This is a genomic window from Antribacter sp. NEAU-D49, assembly GCF_057158775.1.
This window is the reverse complement of record NZ_JBXTSN010000022.1, coordinates 59,870-76,760: the sequence shown is the minus strand read 5'-3', so window position 1 is coordinate 76,760 and position 16,891 is coordinate 59,870. Positions and strand designations below refer to the sequence as shown.

At 73.3% G+C, this 16,891-nt stretch carries 13 protein-coding genes and 1 tRNA gene; 3 read left to right on the top strand and 11 right to left on the bottom strand.

Annotated elements, in window-relative coordinates; genetic code table 11:
- Positions 1–88: 88 nt before the first annotated feature.
- From AC060K_RS16580 to AC060K_RS16555, 6 genes are all read right to left on the bottom strand, one after another.
- Positions 89–349, bottom strand: coding sequence for a hypothetical protein (locus tag AC060K_RS16580; protein ID WP_483766506.1), 261 nt, complete (start codon positions 347–349; stop codon positions 89–91).
- 214 nt (positions 350–563) lie between these two features.
- Positions 564–636 (bottom strand) — tRNA-Thr (locus AC060K_RS16575).
- Between the two features lie 140 nt (positions 637–776).
- A complete protein-coding gene (locus tag AC060K_RS16570; RefSeq protein WP_483766505.1) occupies positions 777–2,345 on the bottom strand; it encodes an alpha/beta hydrolase in 1,569 nt (522 codons plus the stop codon).
- A 63-nt stretch (positions 2,346–2,408) separates the two neighbouring features.
- Positions 2,409–2,999: a hypothetical protein gene (locus AC060K_RS16565; RefSeq protein WP_483766504.1), complete on the bottom strand. Its 591-nt coding sequence runs from the start codon at positions 2,997–2,999 to the stop codon at positions 2,409–2,411.
- A gap of 93 nt (positions 3,000–3,092) precedes the next feature.
- Entirely contained in the window at positions 3,093–4,754 is a 1,662-nt protein-coding gene (locus AC060K_RS16560; protein ID WP_483766503.1) for an enoyl-CoA hydratase-related protein, read from the bottom strand.
- Between the two features lie 230 nt (positions 4,755–4,984).
- On the bottom strand, positions 4,985–5,398 hold the full coding sequence (locus AC060K_RS16555; RefSeq protein ID WP_483766502.1) for a pyridoxamine 5'-phosphate oxidase family protein: 414 nt from the start codon (positions 5,396–5,398) through the stop codon (positions 4,985–4,987).
- Positions 5,399–5,474: 76 nt separating this feature from the next.
- On the opposite strand from AC060K_RS16555, the gene tmk reads away from it, so the two are divergent.
- Positions 5,475–6,134 (top strand): dTMP kinase, encoded by a 660-nt coding sequence (gene tmk, locus AC060K_RS16550; RefSeq protein ID WP_483766501.1) that lies wholly within the window; start codon positions 5,475–5,477, stop codon positions 6,132–6,134.
- Positions 6,131–7,267 (top strand): DNA polymerase III subunit delta', encoded by a 1,137-nt coding sequence (locus AC060K_RS16545; RefSeq protein ID WP_483766500.1) that lies wholly within the window; start codon positions 6,131–6,133, stop codon positions 7,265–7,267. Before tmk ends, AC060K_RS16545 begins: the two co-directional genes overlap by 4 nt.
- A gap of 85 nt (positions 7,268–7,352) precedes the next feature.
- Here the strand turns inward: AC060K_RS16545 and AC060K_RS16540 are convergent, their stop codons facing one another.
- The gene (locus AC060K_RS16540) at positions 7,353–8,408 is read right to left on the bottom strand and encodes a Gfo/Idh/MocA family protein (RefSeq protein ID WP_483766499.1); all 1,056 of its coding nucleotides are present in this window, start codon (positions 8,406–8,408) and stop codon (positions 7,353–7,355) included.
- Positions 8,409–8,587: 179 nt separating this feature from the next.
- On the opposite strand from AC060K_RS16540, the gene topA reads away from it, so the two are divergent.
- Positions 8,588–11,350, top strand: coding sequence for a type I DNA topoisomerase (topA, locus tag AC060K_RS16535; RefSeq protein WP_483766498.1), 2,763 nt, complete (start codon positions 8,588–8,590; stop codon positions 11,348–11,350).
- A 76-nt stretch (positions 11,351–11,426) separates the two neighbouring features.
- On the opposite strand, the gene AC060K_RS16530 is transcribed toward topA, so the two are convergent.
- The 4 genes from AC060K_RS16530 to AC060K_RS16515 all read right to left on the bottom strand — a co-directional run bounded on the left by AC060K_RS16530 (position 11,427) and on the right by AC060K_RS16515 (position 16,858).
- Entirely contained in the window at positions 11,427–12,359 is a 933-nt protein-coding gene (locus tag AC060K_RS16530) for a phosphatase PAP2 family protein (protein ID WP_483766497.1), read from the bottom strand.
- 125 nt (positions 12,360–12,484) lie between these two features.
- Positions 12,485–13,957, bottom strand: coding sequence for a S1 family peptidase (locus AC060K_RS16525; protein WP_483766496.1), 1,473 nt, complete (start codon positions 13,955–13,957; stop codon positions 12,485–12,487).
- A 166-nt stretch (positions 13,958–14,123) separates the two neighbouring features.
- On the bottom strand, positions 14,124–15,077 hold the full coding sequence (locus AC060K_RS16520) for a LysR family transcriptional regulator (protein WP_483766495.1): 954 nt from the start codon (positions 15,075–15,077) through the stop codon (positions 14,124–14,126).
- Positions 15,078–15,184: 107 nt separating this feature from the next.
- Positions 15,185–16,858 (bottom strand): DUF7059 domain-containing protein, encoded by a 1,674-nt coding sequence (locus tag AC060K_RS16515; protein WP_483766524.1) that lies wholly within the window; start codon positions 16,856–16,858, stop codon positions 15,185–15,187.
- Positions 16,859–16,891 lie beyond the last annotated feature (33 nt).

The window sequence follows — 16,891 nt, the reverse complement described above, 5'->3', positions numbered from 1 at the left end:
GGGGGGGGGGGGTGGGACGCCGCCCCCCCCCCCCCCCCCCCCCCCAAACTACCGATCACACGGGCCAGGCTGGCGAGGAGCCGGGAAACTAGTTCGCGGCGGGTGGCCCGGGGGCCGTCTGGACCGGGTGCGGGGCAGTCTGTCGCTCCTCCACCCGCCAGCCGCCCTGCACCTCGCCCAGCCTGATCGCCTCGGCCCAGAGCTTCTCCAGATCGAGGTGCCAACTGCCGTCGGCATGGGGCTCGTCCTGCATCACGGCGTCCGTCACGGGAACCGTGACGAAGCACTCCTCGGTGGTCACTCGCTGCAGCCGCAGCGAGATCGAATACGTCGCACCCTCATCGGTCATGCGCACATGATCAGGTATCCCGACGAGCGGCCGCTATCGATTCCAGCCGGTTTGACCATCTTGCCCGCCGGAGGAGGCCGCCGACCAGGCACCTGCTCTCCGTCCCAGACCGGGACAGGGAACAACTGCCTGGTCGGCGCTCCCGGGGCGTGAGACAGCAGAAACCCCGCTCGACCGGGGACAACTTCCCTGGTGGAGCGGGGTTTCTGTACGGAGCCGCCTGTGGGAATCGAACCCACGACCTTCTCATTACGAGTGAGACGCTCTACCGACTGAGCTAAGGCGGCGCGCCCAACGTGCACCTCGCGTGACCGCGTGGCTCAGTGGAGCGCCCCAACTGTACCCAACACCTGGCCCAGACTCCAAAGCGAAACCTGCGGCCCCGGTCACACCGGCCGGCACCCCGGACCGCCCAGCACCCCGCGCGTCAGCAGGTGAGCCCGTCCCGGGGCACGGTGCCCTCGACCAGGTAGTCCTCCACGGCCTCGGAGATGCATGCGTTGGAACGCCCGTAGGCGGTGTGCCCCTCGCCCTCGTACGTGACGAGCACGCCCGACTGGAGGGTGGACGCCAGCCCTTCGGCCCACTTGTACGGGGTGGCCGGGTCGTTCGTGGTGCCGATCACGACGATGGGCGCGGCGCCGGGCGCCGACACGTCGTACGCGTCCTCGACGGGCGGGAAGGGCCAGTCGGCGCAGGAGAGGCCCGAGTACGCGAAGAACGGTCCCACCGTGGGCGCCACCTGCTCGATGTGCTCGGCGAGGTCCCGCATCTCGTCGAGGTCCTCCTCGGCCCTGCCGTCGAGGCAGCCCACGGCCTTGAAGACCTCCGTGGAGTTGGACTTGAAGGTGCCGTCGGCGTTGCGGTCGTTGTAGAAGTCCGCGAGGTACAGGAGCGTGTCGCCGGTGCCCTCCTGGAAGACCTCGGTGAAGGCCTCCGTGAGGATCGCCCAGTTGGCCTCGTCGTAGAGCGTCACCGCGATGCCGTAGAAGGCGAGCGTCTGGGTGACCTCGCGGTCGCCGGACGTGGGGATCGGGTTGTCGAGGGCGTCGTCGAGCAGCGCGCGCACCTGCCGCAGGCCGGTGTCGACGTTGCCGCCCAGCGGGCAGTTCGGTCCGTCCTGGCAGTCGGCCACGTAGGCGCGCAGCGCGTTCTCGAAGCCGACGGCCTGCTCCTCCGCCACCTGGTCGGAGCTGAGGGTGACGTCCACGGCGCCGTCGAGCACGAGCCGGCCCACGCGGTCGGGGAAGAGGCCCGCGTACGTGGCACCCAGGTCGGTGCCGTAGGAGTAGCCGAGGTAGTTCAGCTTCGCGTCGCCGAGCACGGCTCGCAGCATGTCGAGGTCGCGGGCGACGCTCTGCGTGTCGACGGTGCCGAGGAGCGCGCCGGTGTTCTGGGCGCAGGCCGCGCCGAACTCACGGACGCTCTGCGCCATCTCCTCGAGGCCCTCGTCGTCCTGCGGGTACGAGGCGGTGAGGTACCTGTCGAGCTCCTTGTCGTCCAGGCAGACCACCGGGGTGGACTCGCCGACGCCCCGCGGGTCGAACCCCACGATGTCGAACCCGTCGCGCAGCCGGTCCCCGAACCGGTCGACGCCCTCGACCAGCTCGATGCCCGAGCCGCCCGGCCCACCCGGGTTGATGAGCAGCGACCCCACCTTGCGCCCTTGGGCGGGGGCCTTCTTGAGCGCCACCTCGATGGTGCCCGACGCGGCGTCCTGCCAGGAGAGCGGCGCCTCCGCCGTGGCGCACTGGAACCCGCTGCCGCAGTCGGTCCACTCGAGCAGCTGGCCGTAGTACGCCTCGAACCCGGCGGGCGCCCCCGCGGCCGCCCCGGCCTCCACGGCGCCAGGGTCGGCCGAGCCGACAGCGGTCCCGGGCTCCGCGAGCGTCGTCTGCACCTTGGGAGGCGCCGCGCACGCGGCGAGGAGCAGCACGGTGGCCACGACGACGCAGGAGACGACGGCCGCGGGTGAACGACGAGCGGGGCGAATCACCCGCACAACCTATCGGTACTCACCCGGCAGTTCTTGACGGTTCCCTGAATAGACACACCACCGTCACGACAGGCCGACCCACGCCGCTTCCCCGGCCTCGCCGGCCGTCGCCCGCGGCGCCAGCTCGACCGTCCCGTGCGTACCGAGCACCACGCTGAGAGGCGCGGCCTCGTCGGTGCCCGCCGGCACGGCGACCACCGTCGTGGTCGGCGCCCAGTCCATGGTGCACATGCCGTCCTTGGGCGGCAGCAGGCTCACCGTCACGGTGCCGCCGTCGGCTGTGGCCTCCGGCTCGGCGAGCGAGGGGCACGAGCTCGAGCCGTAGGTCACCACGTAGAGCAGCCCCTCCTCGGGCGACCAGGCCACTCCCGCCGGGGAGTCCATGGAGCCGGGCACGCCGTCGGGCAGGCCGCGGCCGGAGGCTCCGGGCTCGAGCGCCATCCCCGAGGCCTCGACGAGCCCTGCGGCGCCCGACGACGACGCGGCCGGGTCCGGCGACGCCTCGTCGCCCACCCCGGTGCTCGCCTCGGGCGACGCCGACGGACTCCCGTCACCCCCCGGGGTGTCCACCTGCTGCGCGCAGCCGGTGAGCACGACGAGCGCCACCGCTGCACCGAGGCCGAGAAACAGGCCGGGTCCCGTACGTCGCATCATGAGGCGATCCTTTCACCCGTCGGTCGAACGCACGAGGGCTGGCGCCCTCACCCGGAGAGTGTGCCGACGTCGGCGCCCCTTGCACGCGCAGGCTCAGGCGAACCGCAGCCGGGCGGGGGTCTCCGAGGGAGGCGTCCGGCGGAGGAACGCCCGGCGCTGGGCGGCGAACCCGTTGCGGTCGTCGAAGAAGTCGCGCGCCATCTCGGCGAGCTCGATGGTCTGGTAGTACGACAGCGGCCTCGAGCGCGCCCGGCGCTCCGCCTTCTGCGCCAGCATCCAGCCCAGGGTCGCGGGCTCGTCGTAACCCTGGGCGGCCGCGGTCAGCCACTCCGAGAAGGCGCCCCACTCGCGGGGTCCGACCGCGCTGACGAGACCGATCCGGGCCGCCTCCGCGACCGAGATGGGCAGCTTGCGGCTCAGCAGCCGCTCCGCCCTGCGCGAGCCGACCCGCCCGGCGACGCTCCACGTGTGGAGCTCCGAGCCGAAGATGCCCATGTCGTAGTAGGGGTTGAGCACCACGCCGTCCCGGGCGAGCGTCACGTCCGCGCAGAGCCCGGCCATCACGCCGCCCGCTCCGGCGTTCGCGGTGAAGGCGGCCACGGTCAGCTGCTCCGCGGTGGCGATCGCGAGGCAGAGCTCGTCGATCGCGCAGATGTTGTCCCAGGCCTCCGCGGCGGGGTCCGGGGCGGCGTCGATCACGCCGAGGTGGATCCCGTTGGAGAAGGTGTGCTCCGTGCCGCGCAGGACGAGCACGCGCGTGTCCTCGGTGAGGGCCTTCTCCACGGCTGTGGCCAGCCGACGGCACTGCTCCGTGTACATGGCGCCGTTGTAGGACCGCATCGTGAGGTAGCCGATGTCGCCGTCACGGACGTAGCTGGTCTCGGCGAGGGCGTCGGGCACCTTCCGGAACGGAGCCTCCCGCGCGTCGACGACGGCCGCCGCCGGCAGCTTGGGACCCCGCCGGGTGTCGCCGAGCTCGGCGGCCTGCCCCACCCAGAGCGTGCCTCGGCCGGTGGCGATCGCGACGGCGTCGAGGTTGCGCCCCACGACGGCGCCCGGGGCGGCGCCGTGGTCGTCGTCGGTGGCCACCGCATCGAACAGGCAGACGGACCGGCCGTGGACCTCGACGGGCGCGCCGGGCGCGCCGTCCGCCGCGGCGACCCGCCGGGCGAGCTCCGCGGCGGGCAGCGTCCAGTCGAGCCGGAACTGGGCCCGGCGCAGGAGCGGCAGCTCGCCCGTGCCCTCGACGACGCGCGGGTGCTCGTCGGCGGGCACGGGTCCCAGACCCTCGGCGACCTTGCGCAGGACCTCCCGCACGCAGGCCATCGCCGCGTCTGCCACCCGGCTGTTGTACAGAGCGCTCTTCGACACCGGCTCGGCCGGGAGGTCGAACACGGAGGTGGCCCAGACCGGCCCGGCGTCCAGCTCCTCGACGGCGGACAGCGCGGTCACGCCCCAGCGGGTCCGCCCGGAGAGGATCGCGTGGTCGAGGGCCGACGGGCCGCGGTCGCCCACGGGCCCCGGGTGGATCACGACGGTGGTCCAGCGCTCGTACACCTCGGCGGGCACCCGGTGCTTGAGGAACGGGCAGAGGATCAGGTCCGGGTCGGCCTTCTCGACGGCTGCGGTCAGCGTGGCGGGTCCGGGGAACGCGGGCGCCAGCTCGACGCCGACGTCGTGCCCCTCCTCGCGGAGGGCGCACCAGACGCGCTGGGTGAGGCCGTTGAATGCCGAGGCCAGAAGCAGGATCTTCATCGCTCGCGGCTCCTTCGGGGTAGCTGCGGGGCACAGTCAGATCGGGCGGTGAACGCAGCGAGCCTAGCCAGGAGACGCATTCCAGACAATAAGCATTGCGGGGTAGAAATTCACCGACATCCGAGCTATTCGCGCGCACAACAACCCGGCCGACGGCGGCGCCGTACCCCTCGTACGAGAGGTGCGGCCCCGTCGTCGGGCCGGGTGGAGAGGTGCCGGGAGCGCGGCCGTCAGCCGCGGGTCAGGCGGCGGCCCCGGATCGCCATGGGGGTGATGCGGACCCAGATGTCCTTGTCGTCTTCGCCGGTGAAGGTGCTCGGGAGGAGCCGCTCGGCCCGCAGCACCTCCTCGTCCAGCTGGACCATCTGGGCGAGCCCGCGCAGCACGACGCTCACCGCCGTCTCGTCGTCGATCTGGTCGGCCTCGAAGGCGACCTCGCTGTTGATCGTGAGCTCCACCAGCTTGCTGCCCGCCGTGGTGCGGAACAGGACCGAGCGCTCGTCCACGGCGAAGTTCACCGGGAAGATGTCGGCGATGCCGGCGGCCGCCGTGGCCAGGCGGCCGATCCGCTGGGAGGCGAGGAAGTCCCACACCTCGTCGTCGGTGAGCTCGCTGGCCGGGGTGCTGGTCGGGGTGCGCTCCATGCACCCATCGTGCGACGGCGGGGCGAGAGGCGCGCGCGCAGGTGAGGTGTCGGTCGCCACGGCTAGGGTTGTCGGCGTGAGCACACCCGGGTACTTCATCTCGTTCGAGGGCGGCGACGGCGTCGGCAAGTCCACGCAGTCGCGCCTGCTCGGCGAGTGGCTGGCGGAGCTCACGGGCCGCGAGGTGGTGCTCACCCGCGAGCCGGGCGGCACCGCCCTCGGTGCGGAGCTTCGCGCCGCCGTGCTCCACGGCGAGGACGTGGACCCGCGGACCGAGGCCCTGCTCTACGCCACCGACCGCGCCCACCACGTGGCGTCGCTGATCCGTCCGGCGCTGGAACGCGGCGCCATCGTCGTCACCGACCGCTACCTCGACTCCTCCGTCGCGTACCAGGCGGGTGGCCGCGCCCTCGACGCCGACGAGGTGGAGCGCCTGTCGCTCTGGGCCGTCGACGGCCTGCTGCCCCAGGTCACGGTGCTGCTCGACCTCGACCCCGCGGTGGCCGCCACGCGCCGCGACGGCCGCGCCGACGCGCCCGACCGGCTGGAGCGCGCGGGCGACGACTTCCACCGCCGCACGCGGGACGCGTTCGTGGCCCGCGCGGCAGCCGACCCCGATCGCTGGCTCGTGATCGACGCGGATGCCCCGGTGGACGACCTGCAAGCTCAGATCCGCGTGGACGTCGCCGCCCGGCTGGGGCTCACCCCGGTGGTCGAGGAGGCGTTGGAGGCATGACCGTCTGGGACGACGTGGTGGGTCAGGAGCAGGCCGTCGCCACGCTCCGCGCCGCCGTCGAGGACCCGGCGGCGATGACGCACGCGTGGCTGCTCACGGGCCCGCCCGGGTCGGGCCGGTCGGTCGCGGCGCGAGCGTTCGCCGCCGCGCTCCAATGCCTGGAGGGCGGGTGCGGCAGGTGCCACGCCTGCACCACCACGCTGGGCGGCACGCACCCCGACGTGACGCTGGTCGCCACCGAGAAGGTCATCATCACCGTCAAGGAGGTGCGCGACCTCATCGGCACCGCCGTGCGCACCCCCTCGCAGGGCCGCTGGCGCGTAATCGTGGTCGAGGACGCCGACCGCATGGCGGAGCAGACCACCAACGTGCTGCTCAAGTCCATCGAGGAGCCGCCGCCGCACACCGTCTGGGTGCTGTGCGCCCCGAGCGTCCAGGACGTGCTGCCCACCATCCGCTCGCGCTGCCGCGGCGTGGTCCTGCGCGTGCCGCCCGCGGAGGCGGTCGCCGAGCTGCTCGTCCGCCGTGACGGCGCCGACCCGGCGGTGGCGCTCAGCGCGGCACGGGCCGCGCAGAGCCACGTGGGCCTGGCCCGCCGCCTCGCGCGGGACACCGGCGCGCGCGAGCGCCGCACTGCCGTGCTGGGCCTGGCCCGGCGCATCCGCGGCGTGGGCGACGCGGTGCTCGCGGCCGACGAGCTGGTGAACCTCGCCAAGGAGGAGGCGCGCACCGCCACGGAGGAGCGTGACGCCGCCGAGCGCGCGGAGCTCATGCGCTCCCTGGGCGTGGGCGAGGGGGAGACGCTGCCGCCCAAGCTGCGTTCCCAGCTCAAGGCCCTGGAGGAGGACCAGAAGCGGCGCGCGACCCGGCATCAGCGCGACGTGCTCGACCGCGCCATGGTGGACCTGCTGTCGCTCTACCGGGACGTGCTGGTGGTGCAGCTCGGTGCGGAGGTGGAGCTGGTGAACGCCGAGCTGGCGCAGACCGTGCGCAGCCTCGCCGCCGACTCCACGCCGGAGCAGACGGTGCGCCGCATGGACGCCATCGCGGTGGCCCGGCGCCGGCTGGAGGGCAACGTGGCGCCGCTGCTCGCCCTCGAGGCGATGGCCATCGCCCTCCGCCCCCAGGGCTGACCCGGGCGGCTGTTGTGGGTATGGCTGTGGCGGGAATTCCGGGGCGAGTTCGCACCACAGCCATACCCACAACGGAACGCACTGCTCACTCGCCCGGGTAGACCACGCCCACCTGTCGGCGCACGTCGTCGAGCAGACCCATCACCTCGAGCGTGGCGGCCCAGCTGATGCGCGGGCTCTCGGTCTCCCCTGCGGCGAGGCGGCGGGCCACCTCGGCGGCCTCGTACTGCTTGCCCTCGCCGCGGAAGCCCTCGTAGTCCCAGGTGACGCCGTCGGTCCGCTCCACGCGGAAGCCGGTCGGCGTGAAGAACCAGTTGTCCACCTCGATGCGGCCCTTGGTACCCACGACGACGGCGGTGCAGGGACCCTGCGCACGCGTCGAGGTGTGCAGGAGCGCCTGCGCACCGGAGTCGTAGGACAGCACCATGGAGAGGTGGTCGTCCACGCCGGTCGCCGCGAGGGTGCCCACCGCCGTCACGGCCGCCGGGACCCCGAGGAGGTCGTGCGCGAACGCGAGCGGGTAGATCCCCAGGTCGAGAAGGGCGCCGCCGGCAAGCTCGGGGGCGAAGAGGCGGTGCGCGGGGTCGAACGGGACCTGGATGTCGAAGTCGGCGGTGACGGTGACCACCTCACCGATCTCGCCGCGCGCGATCACGCCACGCAGGGCGGCGACGTGAGGCAGGAACCGCGTCCACATGGCTTCCATGCAGAAGACGCCCGCCTCCTTGGCGGCGGTCAGCACCTCCTGGGCCTCGGCGGTGTTCCGTGTGAACGCCTTCTCGACGAGCACGTGCTTGCCCGCCCGGATGGCGAGCAGGGCGTGCTCGTGGTGGTGGGAGTGCGGGGTGGCCACATAGACGACGTCGACGTCGGGGTCCGCCACGAGGTCCTCGTAGGTTCCGTGCGCACGGGCGCCGGGCGCGTGCGCGGTGGCGAACGCCTCGGCCTTCGCCAGGTCGCGCGACCCGACGGCCACGACGGTGGCCTGGGTGGACTCGCGGACGCCGTCGGCGAACGACGACGCGATGTTGCCGGCCCCGAGGACGCCCCAGCGGACGGGTGGCGCGTCCCGGGGGTCCGGCGCCAGGCCGGCCAGGTCGTCAGCGGTGAGGCCGGGGGCGAACGAGCGAGGATCGGTCATGCGCCCGAGGCTACGCCGGAGACCGCACGGGTGACATACCGCACCAGCCCGCGGAATCCCCGGGCACCTCCCAGGTCGCCCCGATAGGGTGCAGGACGACGTCGGTGGCGTACCGTGAACTACCCCGGCGCCACGACCGGCACCTCCCCTCCCCCCGCAGGACCAGGAAGCAGGAACGGATGCCCCAGGCACGCAAGCTCGTGATCGTCGAGTCCCCCACGAAGGCTCGCAAGATCCAGGGCTATCTCGGCGACGACTTCGAGGTCGAGGCCAGCGTGGGCCACATCCGCGACCTCCCGCAGCCGTCCGAGCTGCCCACGGACATGAAGAAGGGGCCCTACGGCAAGTTCGCCGTGGACGTGGAGAACGGGTTCGAGCCGTACTACGAGGTCTACGCCGACAAGAAGAAGAAGGTCACCGAGCTCAAGCGAGCGCTCAAGAACGCCGACGAGCTCTACCTCGCCACCGACGAGGACCGCGAGGGCGAGGCCATCGCCTGGCACCTGATCCAGGAGCTCAAGCCCAAGGTCCCGGTCAAGCGGATGGTCTTCCACGAGATCACCCGCGAAGCGATCCTCCGCGCGCTGGAGAACACCCGCGAGCTGGACCAGGACCTCGTCGACGCCCAGGAGACCCGCCGCATCCTCGACCGCCTCTACGGCTACGAGGTCTCGCCCGTCCTGTGGCGCAAGGTCCGCCAGGGCCTGTCCGCCGGCCGCGTCCAGTCGGTGGCGACCCGCCTCGTCGTGGAGCGCGAGCGGGAGCGCATGGCCTTCGTTCCGGCGGCCTACTGGGACGTGACGGGCACCTTCGCGGTGTCGGACGAGGCCGAGCCGGCCTTCTCCGCCCGCCTCACCCAGCTCGGCGGCGACCGGGTGGCGAGCGGCCGCGACTTCGACGACCGCGGGCGGCTCAAGGTCCGCACCGGCGTCACCCAGCTCGAGGAGAGCACGGCCCGCGCCGTCGTCGCGGGGCTGGACGGCGCGTCGTTCCGCGTCCGCTCGCTGGAGACCAAGCCGTACACGCGCCGCCCGGCGGCACCGTTCACCACCTCCACGCTGCAGCAGGAGGCGGGCCGCAAGCTGCGGATGTCGTCGCGCCAGACCATGCGCACCGCGCAGGGCCTGTACGAGAACGGCTACATCACCTACATGCGTACGGACAGCCCGTCGCTGTCCTCCGAGGCCACAGACGCCGCCCGCCGGCAGGCTGCCGAGCTGTACGGCCCGGAGTACGTGCCGGGCGCCCCGCGCCTCTACCAGTCCAAGAACAAGGGCGCCCAGGAGGCGCACGAGGCGATCCGCCCCGCGGGCGACTCGTTCCGCACCCCGGCGCAGGTGGCCGGCGAGCTGAGCGGCGACCAGTTCCGGCTGTACGAGCTGATCTGGAAGCGCACCGTCGCGTCCCAGATGGCCGACGCCAAGGGCTCCACTGCCTCCGTGCGGCTCGCCGCGACGATCACGTCGGGCGAGCTGACCGGCACGGAGGCCGGGTTCTCGGCGTCGGGCACGGTGATCACGTTCCGGGGGTTCCTTGCCGCGTACGAGGAGGGCACCGACGAGACCGAGGCGGCCGACGGCGGCAAGGGCGAGGCCCGCCTGCCGCGCATGTCGGAGGGTGACCCGCTGACGGCGTCCGACCTCTCCGCCGAGGGCCACTCCACCAACCCGCCCGCGCGCTACACCGAGGCGTCGCTCGTCAAGGCGCTGGAGGAGCGCGGCATCGGCCGCCCCTCCACCTACGCGGCGACGATCTCCACGATCCAGGACCGGGGCTACGTCGTCTCACGCGGGCAGGCACTGGTGCCCACCTGGCTCGCCTTCGCGGTGATCAACCTGCTCGAGCTGCACTTCGACCGGCTCATCGACTACGACTTCACGGCCGCGATGGAGGCCGACCTCGACGAGATCGCCGCCGGCGAGCGCGAGCGCGTGGCGTGGCTCCAGGAGTTCTACTTCGGCGAGCGCCCGGGCAACGCGGGCACGTCCGACGAGCGCGGCGTGGACGACAGCGGCGGCGGCCTCAAGGCGCTCGTCGACAACCTGGGCGACATCGACGCGGCCGCCATCAACTCCGTGCCGATCGGCGAGGGGATCCGCGTCCGGGTGGGCCGGTACGGCCCGTACGTCGAGGACCTGGCGGCCGAGGTGGAGGAGGGCGGCACCCCGCCGCGCGCGTCGGTCCCCGACGACATCGCCCCGGACGAGCTGACCGTCGAGAAGGCGCGCGAGCTGCTCGCCGCCGGCGCCGACGACGGCCGCGTCCTGGGCCACCACCCGGAGAGCGGCCACCCCATCGTGGCGAAGGCGGGCCGCTACGGCCCGTACGTCACGGAGGTGCTGCCGGAGCCGGAGCTCGACCCGGGCCTGTCGGCGGCGGCGAAGAAGCGCGCGCTGGCCGCGCTGCCGAAGCCGCGGACGGGGTCGCTGCTCAAGTCGCAGACGCTGGAGTCGATCACCTTCGAGGAGGCGCTGCAGCTGCTCTCGCTGCCGCGCGTGGTGGGGACCGACCCGGAGACGGGCGCCGAGATCACTGCGCAGAACGGACGCTACGGGCCCTACCTCAAGAAGGGCACGGACTCGCGCACGCTGCCGTCCGAGGAGGCGATGTTCACCATCACCCTCGACGAGGCCCTGGCGATCTACGCGCAGCCCAAGCAGCGCGGGCGGGCGGCCGCCGCGCCGCCGCTGCGCGAGCTCGGCGACGACCCGACGAGCGGCAAGCCGATCACCGTCAAGGACGGCCGGTTCGGCCCGTACGTGACCGACGGCGAGACCAACCGCACGCTGCCCCGCGACGTGACGCCCGAGTCGATCACCGCCGAGCGCGCCATCGAGCTGCTCGCGGAGAAGCGGGCGGCGGGCCCGGCCAAGAAGCGGACCACGCGTTCGACGGCGGCCAAGAAGGCCCCCGCCAAGCGCAAGACGTCCACGAGCAAGTAGCGGACGAGCACGTAGCGGACGCGGGCACTCTCTCGGCGGGGCCTCCTCGCCGAGACAGCACCTCCGTCGGACCAGGTCACTGTCTCGGCGGGGTGCCCCGCACGGGGCGGGCGGTCGACTGGCGCAGCAGGAGCAGCACGGCGAATGCCAGGGCCGACGCCGCGACGGTGGCGAGCACGCCCCCCGCGTAGGCGGTGAGGTCGCCGCCCATGAGGGGTCCCCAGTCGTACCCGAGGACGGCCGCCAGCGCACCGACGGCGACCGCGCCGGCCACCAGGCCGCCGAGGATCATGAGCGCCGCGACCGCCATGGAACCGGGGGCCGCCAGAGTGTCTCCCGCGCGCCGGGGGCGGTCCAGGGCGCTGCCGGAGCTGAAGGCGCAGACGATCGCACCCCAGGCGAGCACCACGAGCACCGCCGCGATCACGTCCGACGGCCGGTGCCACTGCCCCACGTAGGTGGACCAGCCGGTCGCCGCGGTGTACGCGCCGCCGAGCAGCGCGACGAGGGGCCGCCACCCCCGCGGCACCACGAGCAGGACGGCCGCCGCCACCGAGGCCGCCGCGGTGGTGTGCCCGCTCGGCAGGGTGTTCTCGAGATAGCCGCCCTTGTCGATCAGGTCCGAGCGGTCGAGGAGCACACGCTTGACCACCTGGGTCGTCAGGTTCGCCCCCGCCACGAGCGTGCCCACCTGGATCGCGAGGACCCACCGGCGCCGCAGCACGGCGACGAGCACGGCTGCGGCGATGCCGCCCGCCACGAACGCGAAGGAGACGACGTCGAGCACCGGCTCCGCGACCGTCCACAGGGTGCGCCGGCCGGTGCGGGCCCCGTCGAGCGCGAGCTGGTCGGCGAGCTGGCCGTCGTACGTCCCCACGAAGAATCGCCAGAGCGCCCAGACACCCCAGGCGGCGACCACCGCGACGACGACGGCTGCCGCGCGCGCGACCGGGTGGGCGCCCGCACCGCGTCCAGCCGCTGGTCCGGACCATGTCGTGTCGACCGTCATGGCCACACCGTACGCGGCGCGAGCGGCCTGCCGCTCCGGGACCCGGACGAGAACGCGGGGCCGCCCCCGGAGGGGCAGCCCCGCGCCTGACGGAGGCTCCGGCCGTCAGCTCATGGGTGGACGGGTCACGGGAGCGTGTAGCCGCCCGAGTAGGACCCGGAGCCCGAGTACGCCTCGACGACCCAGCGGTAGGTGCCGGAGGTGCCGGAGTACGACACCGTCTCGTCCGGGCTGCTGGTGATGCCCTGGGCGACCGTGGACCACGTGCCGCTCGTCGAGCGCTTCTGCAGGTGCAGGTCGAAGTCGGTACCGGTCGGGCCGTCGAGGCAGCCGCGGATGGTGCCCGTCCCGGCCGAGAAGCCGGTGCTGCTCGGCTTGTACGTGTACGTACCGCTGCTCAGCGACCCGCTGAAGCCCGACGCGTACCCGGTGCAGCCGGTGGGCGGCGGGGTGGTGCCGCCCCCACCGAGGATGAGCGAGACGCCGGCGGCGCTGAGCGCCTCGTTCACGGGCTGGAAGTAGGTGGTGCCGCCCGACGAGCAGTTGCCCGAGCCGCCGGACGTGAGACCCTGCGCCTGGTTGCCGGCGATGAGCGAGCCGCCCGAGTCGCCCGGCTCCGCGCACACGTTGGTGCGGATGAGGCCCGAGACGGTGCCCTGCGAGTAGGTGACGCTCGAGTTGAGGGCCTGGACGGTGCCGCAGTGCCAGCCGGTGGTCGAGCCGGAGCGGCAGACCGAGGCGCCCACGCCGACGGCCGTGGAGCCGGCGACGCTGACGCGGCCGCCCGAGTAGTTGTTGACGGCGCCGATGAGCGTGTTGCCCGAGTTCACGCGCACGTACGCGTAGTCGTTGCCGGGGAAGCTGGAGACGGTGAACTGGCCGCTCGGCTGGGTGGTGGTGGCGCCCACGCGGCCGCAGTGGCCGGCGGTCACGAAGCCGCCCGTGGCGCTGAACCCGACGGAGCACCGGGAGCTGCCGATGTAGTAGGCGTTGCCGCCCACGACGTCGATCAGCGTGGTCGGCTTCTCCTTCGAGACGGTGAAGGTGACCGCGTCGTCCGGGACACCGGCCGCGCGGACTGCCTGCTTCGCCTTGCCGAGACCGCCCTGGGCGACGTTGACCACGACGGTGTTGGTGGTGACGTCGGCGTACCAGCTCGGGACAGCGGCCACGTCGGCGAGCTGGGCGTCGAGCTGGCCCACATAGGCCTCGAGGGTGTCCAGGGCGCGGGAGACGGTCACCGGCGTGGCGCCCGCAGCCTTCACAGCGGCCGCGTCCGCGGCGTCGGTGACCGCCACGTAGAGGACGTCGTCGGCCGGGTCCACCCACGCGCCGCCGAACTCGGCACCGAGCCGCTTGGCGAGCGTGGTCTGCGTCTCGGCCGCGTCGGCCTGGAACTCCAGGCGGTCGACGGCGCGCTCAGTCTCCATGCCGAGGTCGCGGCGCATCGCGTCGAGCATGGCGGGCTCGTAGGCGGAGGCGCCGTCGACGTCGGACAGCGGGTCGGACGCCGCGATCGCGGCGGTCGTCACCGTGCCGGCAAGGAGCGTGAGCGAGGCGGTCGCCACGGCGAGAGCCCTGGTGGTGGTTCGTCTCATGTCCAGCTTCTCCTTCGTGAGGGGAACCGGTGCACACCGGTGCCGCTCACCGTAGGTGTCCGCCAGGCGAACGCCCAGATAACGATCGGGTCATACCTGATCGTTATGAGGGCTTTACCTCACCGCGCTCTGTTCGTGATGTACGCATGCCTGTACGAGGGAATCACTAAACGAGTTCCCCGTGAGTCCCCATCCACCGCTCATAGTGCGGGCTCCTTCGTACAGCCTCGCGGTGGGCGCGGAAGGCCGCGCTCTCGACGGCCTCCAGGTCCAGGCGGGCCGCCGCGTCCTGTCGCCAGCCCACGTAGTGGGTCCTGCGCAGGGGTGCGCCCGCGAGCGGGACCGTCCGCACGCCGGCCGGGTCGGGCTGACCGGGCTCGACGAGCGCCACCGCCCGGCCGGCCCGCACCTGGTCCACGGCCGCCGTCCACTCCGCCTCGCCGAGCCCGTGGGGCGTGAAGCCCGCGCGCACGCAGGCGGTCACGAAGCAGTGCTCCGTGCACCCGTGCGCGGGCACGTACAGCCACCGCTCCTCGGCGAGCTCCGAGAGCTCGACCTCCACCCGGTCCGCGTGCTGGTGCCCCTCGTCGAGCAGCACGAACATCGGGTCCACGCAGACGCGCGTCCAGGTGACCTCCGCGCTCTGCGGCGGCGTGAAGTCCGAGCAGAGCCCCACGAGGGCCACGTCGAGAACCCCGCTCGCCAGCCGGGATCCTGCGTCGTCGACCGAGGCCGGCGTCGCGGTCGTGATCGTCAGGCCGCCGAGCGCACCGTGCAGCTGGTTGACGAACAGCCCGCCCAGCCCGGTGCCCAGCGTGCCGACTCGCAGCACGCCGGCGTACCCGGTCGCTCGGTTCACCATGCGCCGGGCGTCGTCGGCCAGCGCGGACATGGCGGGGAGGAGCACCCGGGCGTGCCTGAGCACGAGCTCGCCCAGCTCGGTAGGTCGCGCGCCGCTGCGGTCGCGGACGAAGACACAGCCGCCGAGCGCCCTGTCGATCCGGTTCAGCTGCGCGGTCAGCGCCGGCTGGGCGATGCCCAGGGTCGCTGCCGCCTTCGTCACGCTGCCGGACTCGGCGACGGCGACGACCATCTTGAGGTGTCGCAGGTCGAGTTCCACATAACGGGAAAATAATCGCCAGAGGCGCCCGTGTCTCTGGCTGAGCCGTAATCAGTTGCAGCCAATACCTGGTCGTTACGTCCCGGAAACTCCCGGGACACGCGTTTTCAGCGGCGTGTCGCCTCAGGCATCAAGAAGCCGTCGCCCACGAGTCCCCGGACCGCGGGCAGCAGCTCGGCAGCGAGCGCGTCCGCCGGGACCTCGAAGAGCGCCGCGACCGCGCCGACGATCTGGCCCACCGTGAGCTCGCCGTCGCACGCACCCACCAGCGCGGCCAGGCCGGTGGAGGCATGGACCCCGCGGCCCAGGCCGTCCCCCTGTCGCAGGATGACCACGTCAGGGTGCGCGGCACCGGGCGTGAGGTACCGCTCCTCCGTCACGTCGGGCGCCGTCACCAGGCGGGTGTCCGCCAGGGCGGCGTCGTCCCGCGACGCCAGCCAGTCGTACCCCGCGAGGCACCGGGCAAGGTGCGCCCCCAGGGGCTGGCGCAGCGAGCCCGTGTGCTCCTCCAGCCGGCGCAGCCGGGCACCGGGCGCTCCCGCGCCGCCGACGGCGGCCGTGCGACCGACAGCAGCGGCGTCCGCGCTACCGACGGCGGCGGCCGCCGGACGGCGCAGCGTCACGATCCCGAAGCCGATCGCCTCGACGTCGCGCGACGCGAAGTCGTCGAGCCACGCCTCGTACGCGTCCGACCACGCCTGCGGCTCGCGGTCGGCGGTCGTACCGCCGTCGCGGATCCACGTCTCGGCATACTCTGCCGGGTCGAGGACCTCGCGCTGGATCACCCAGCCGTCCAGCCCGGACTGGCCGAGCCACGCACCGACCCGCTCGGTCCAGGGCTCCCCGCGCCGGTGCTCCCAGTTGCCGAGAAGCTGTACGACGCCGCCCCGGGCCAGCACGGAGCCCACCCCGGTGATCAGCTCGCGCACCAGGTCGTCACCCGCGCGGCCACCGTCCCGGTACTCGTAGTCGCCCAGGGCCGCGGCCACGGCCCTGCCCGGCGCGCCCGCGTGGGGCGTGATCACGAACGGCGGGTTGGAGACGACCAGGTCGAACTCCTCGCCCGCCACCGGCTCCAGCATCGAGCCCTCCCGGAGCTCCACCCCGACGGTGCCGAGGTTGAGCGCCGAGTTGAACGCCGCGTAGGCGAGCGCGCGCCGCGAGATGTCGGTACCCACCACCGAACGGGCGTGCCGGGCGGCGTGCAGCGCCTGGATGCCGCAGCCCGTCCCCAGGTCGAGCGCCCGGCCGGTGGGCGTCCGCATCGTGACCTGGGCCAGCGTGAGCGAGGCTCCGCCGGCTCCCAGCACGTGGTCGGTGAAGAGCCGCCCGCCGGTCGCGAGCTCACCGAGGTCGGAGGCCAGCCACCAGCGCACCTCGCCTGCGGCGTCCGTGGCGCCGTACGGCCGCAGGTCGGTCACGGCGCGCACCGCGTCGTCGTCCCCCGCCCCGGAGGCCTCCACGAGGCCAAGGCGCTCCGCCCCCGCCGTGCCCACGTGCGGCAGCGCGCTGTCCAGCGCGGCCCGGGGGACCTCGTCCCCGAGCAGGAACAGGCTGGTGAGCGCCGCCCGCGGGTCGCGCTCCCGGGCAGCCCGGCCGTGCACCGCGGCGGCGACCGCCCGGCGGGCCGGCACCGCCTGCTCGCGGTGCAGCGCGGCCGAGGCGAGGGGCCCGAGCAGGTCCTCGACACCGTCGACGTCGAAGCCCGACCCCGTCAGGTCGGCCCGGAGCGCGTCGACCAGGGCGGCGTCAGAGGCGTCGGGCGCGGAGTGGTCGGCCATGGACGGGGAGGAGACGGTCACGGCCCCATCCTC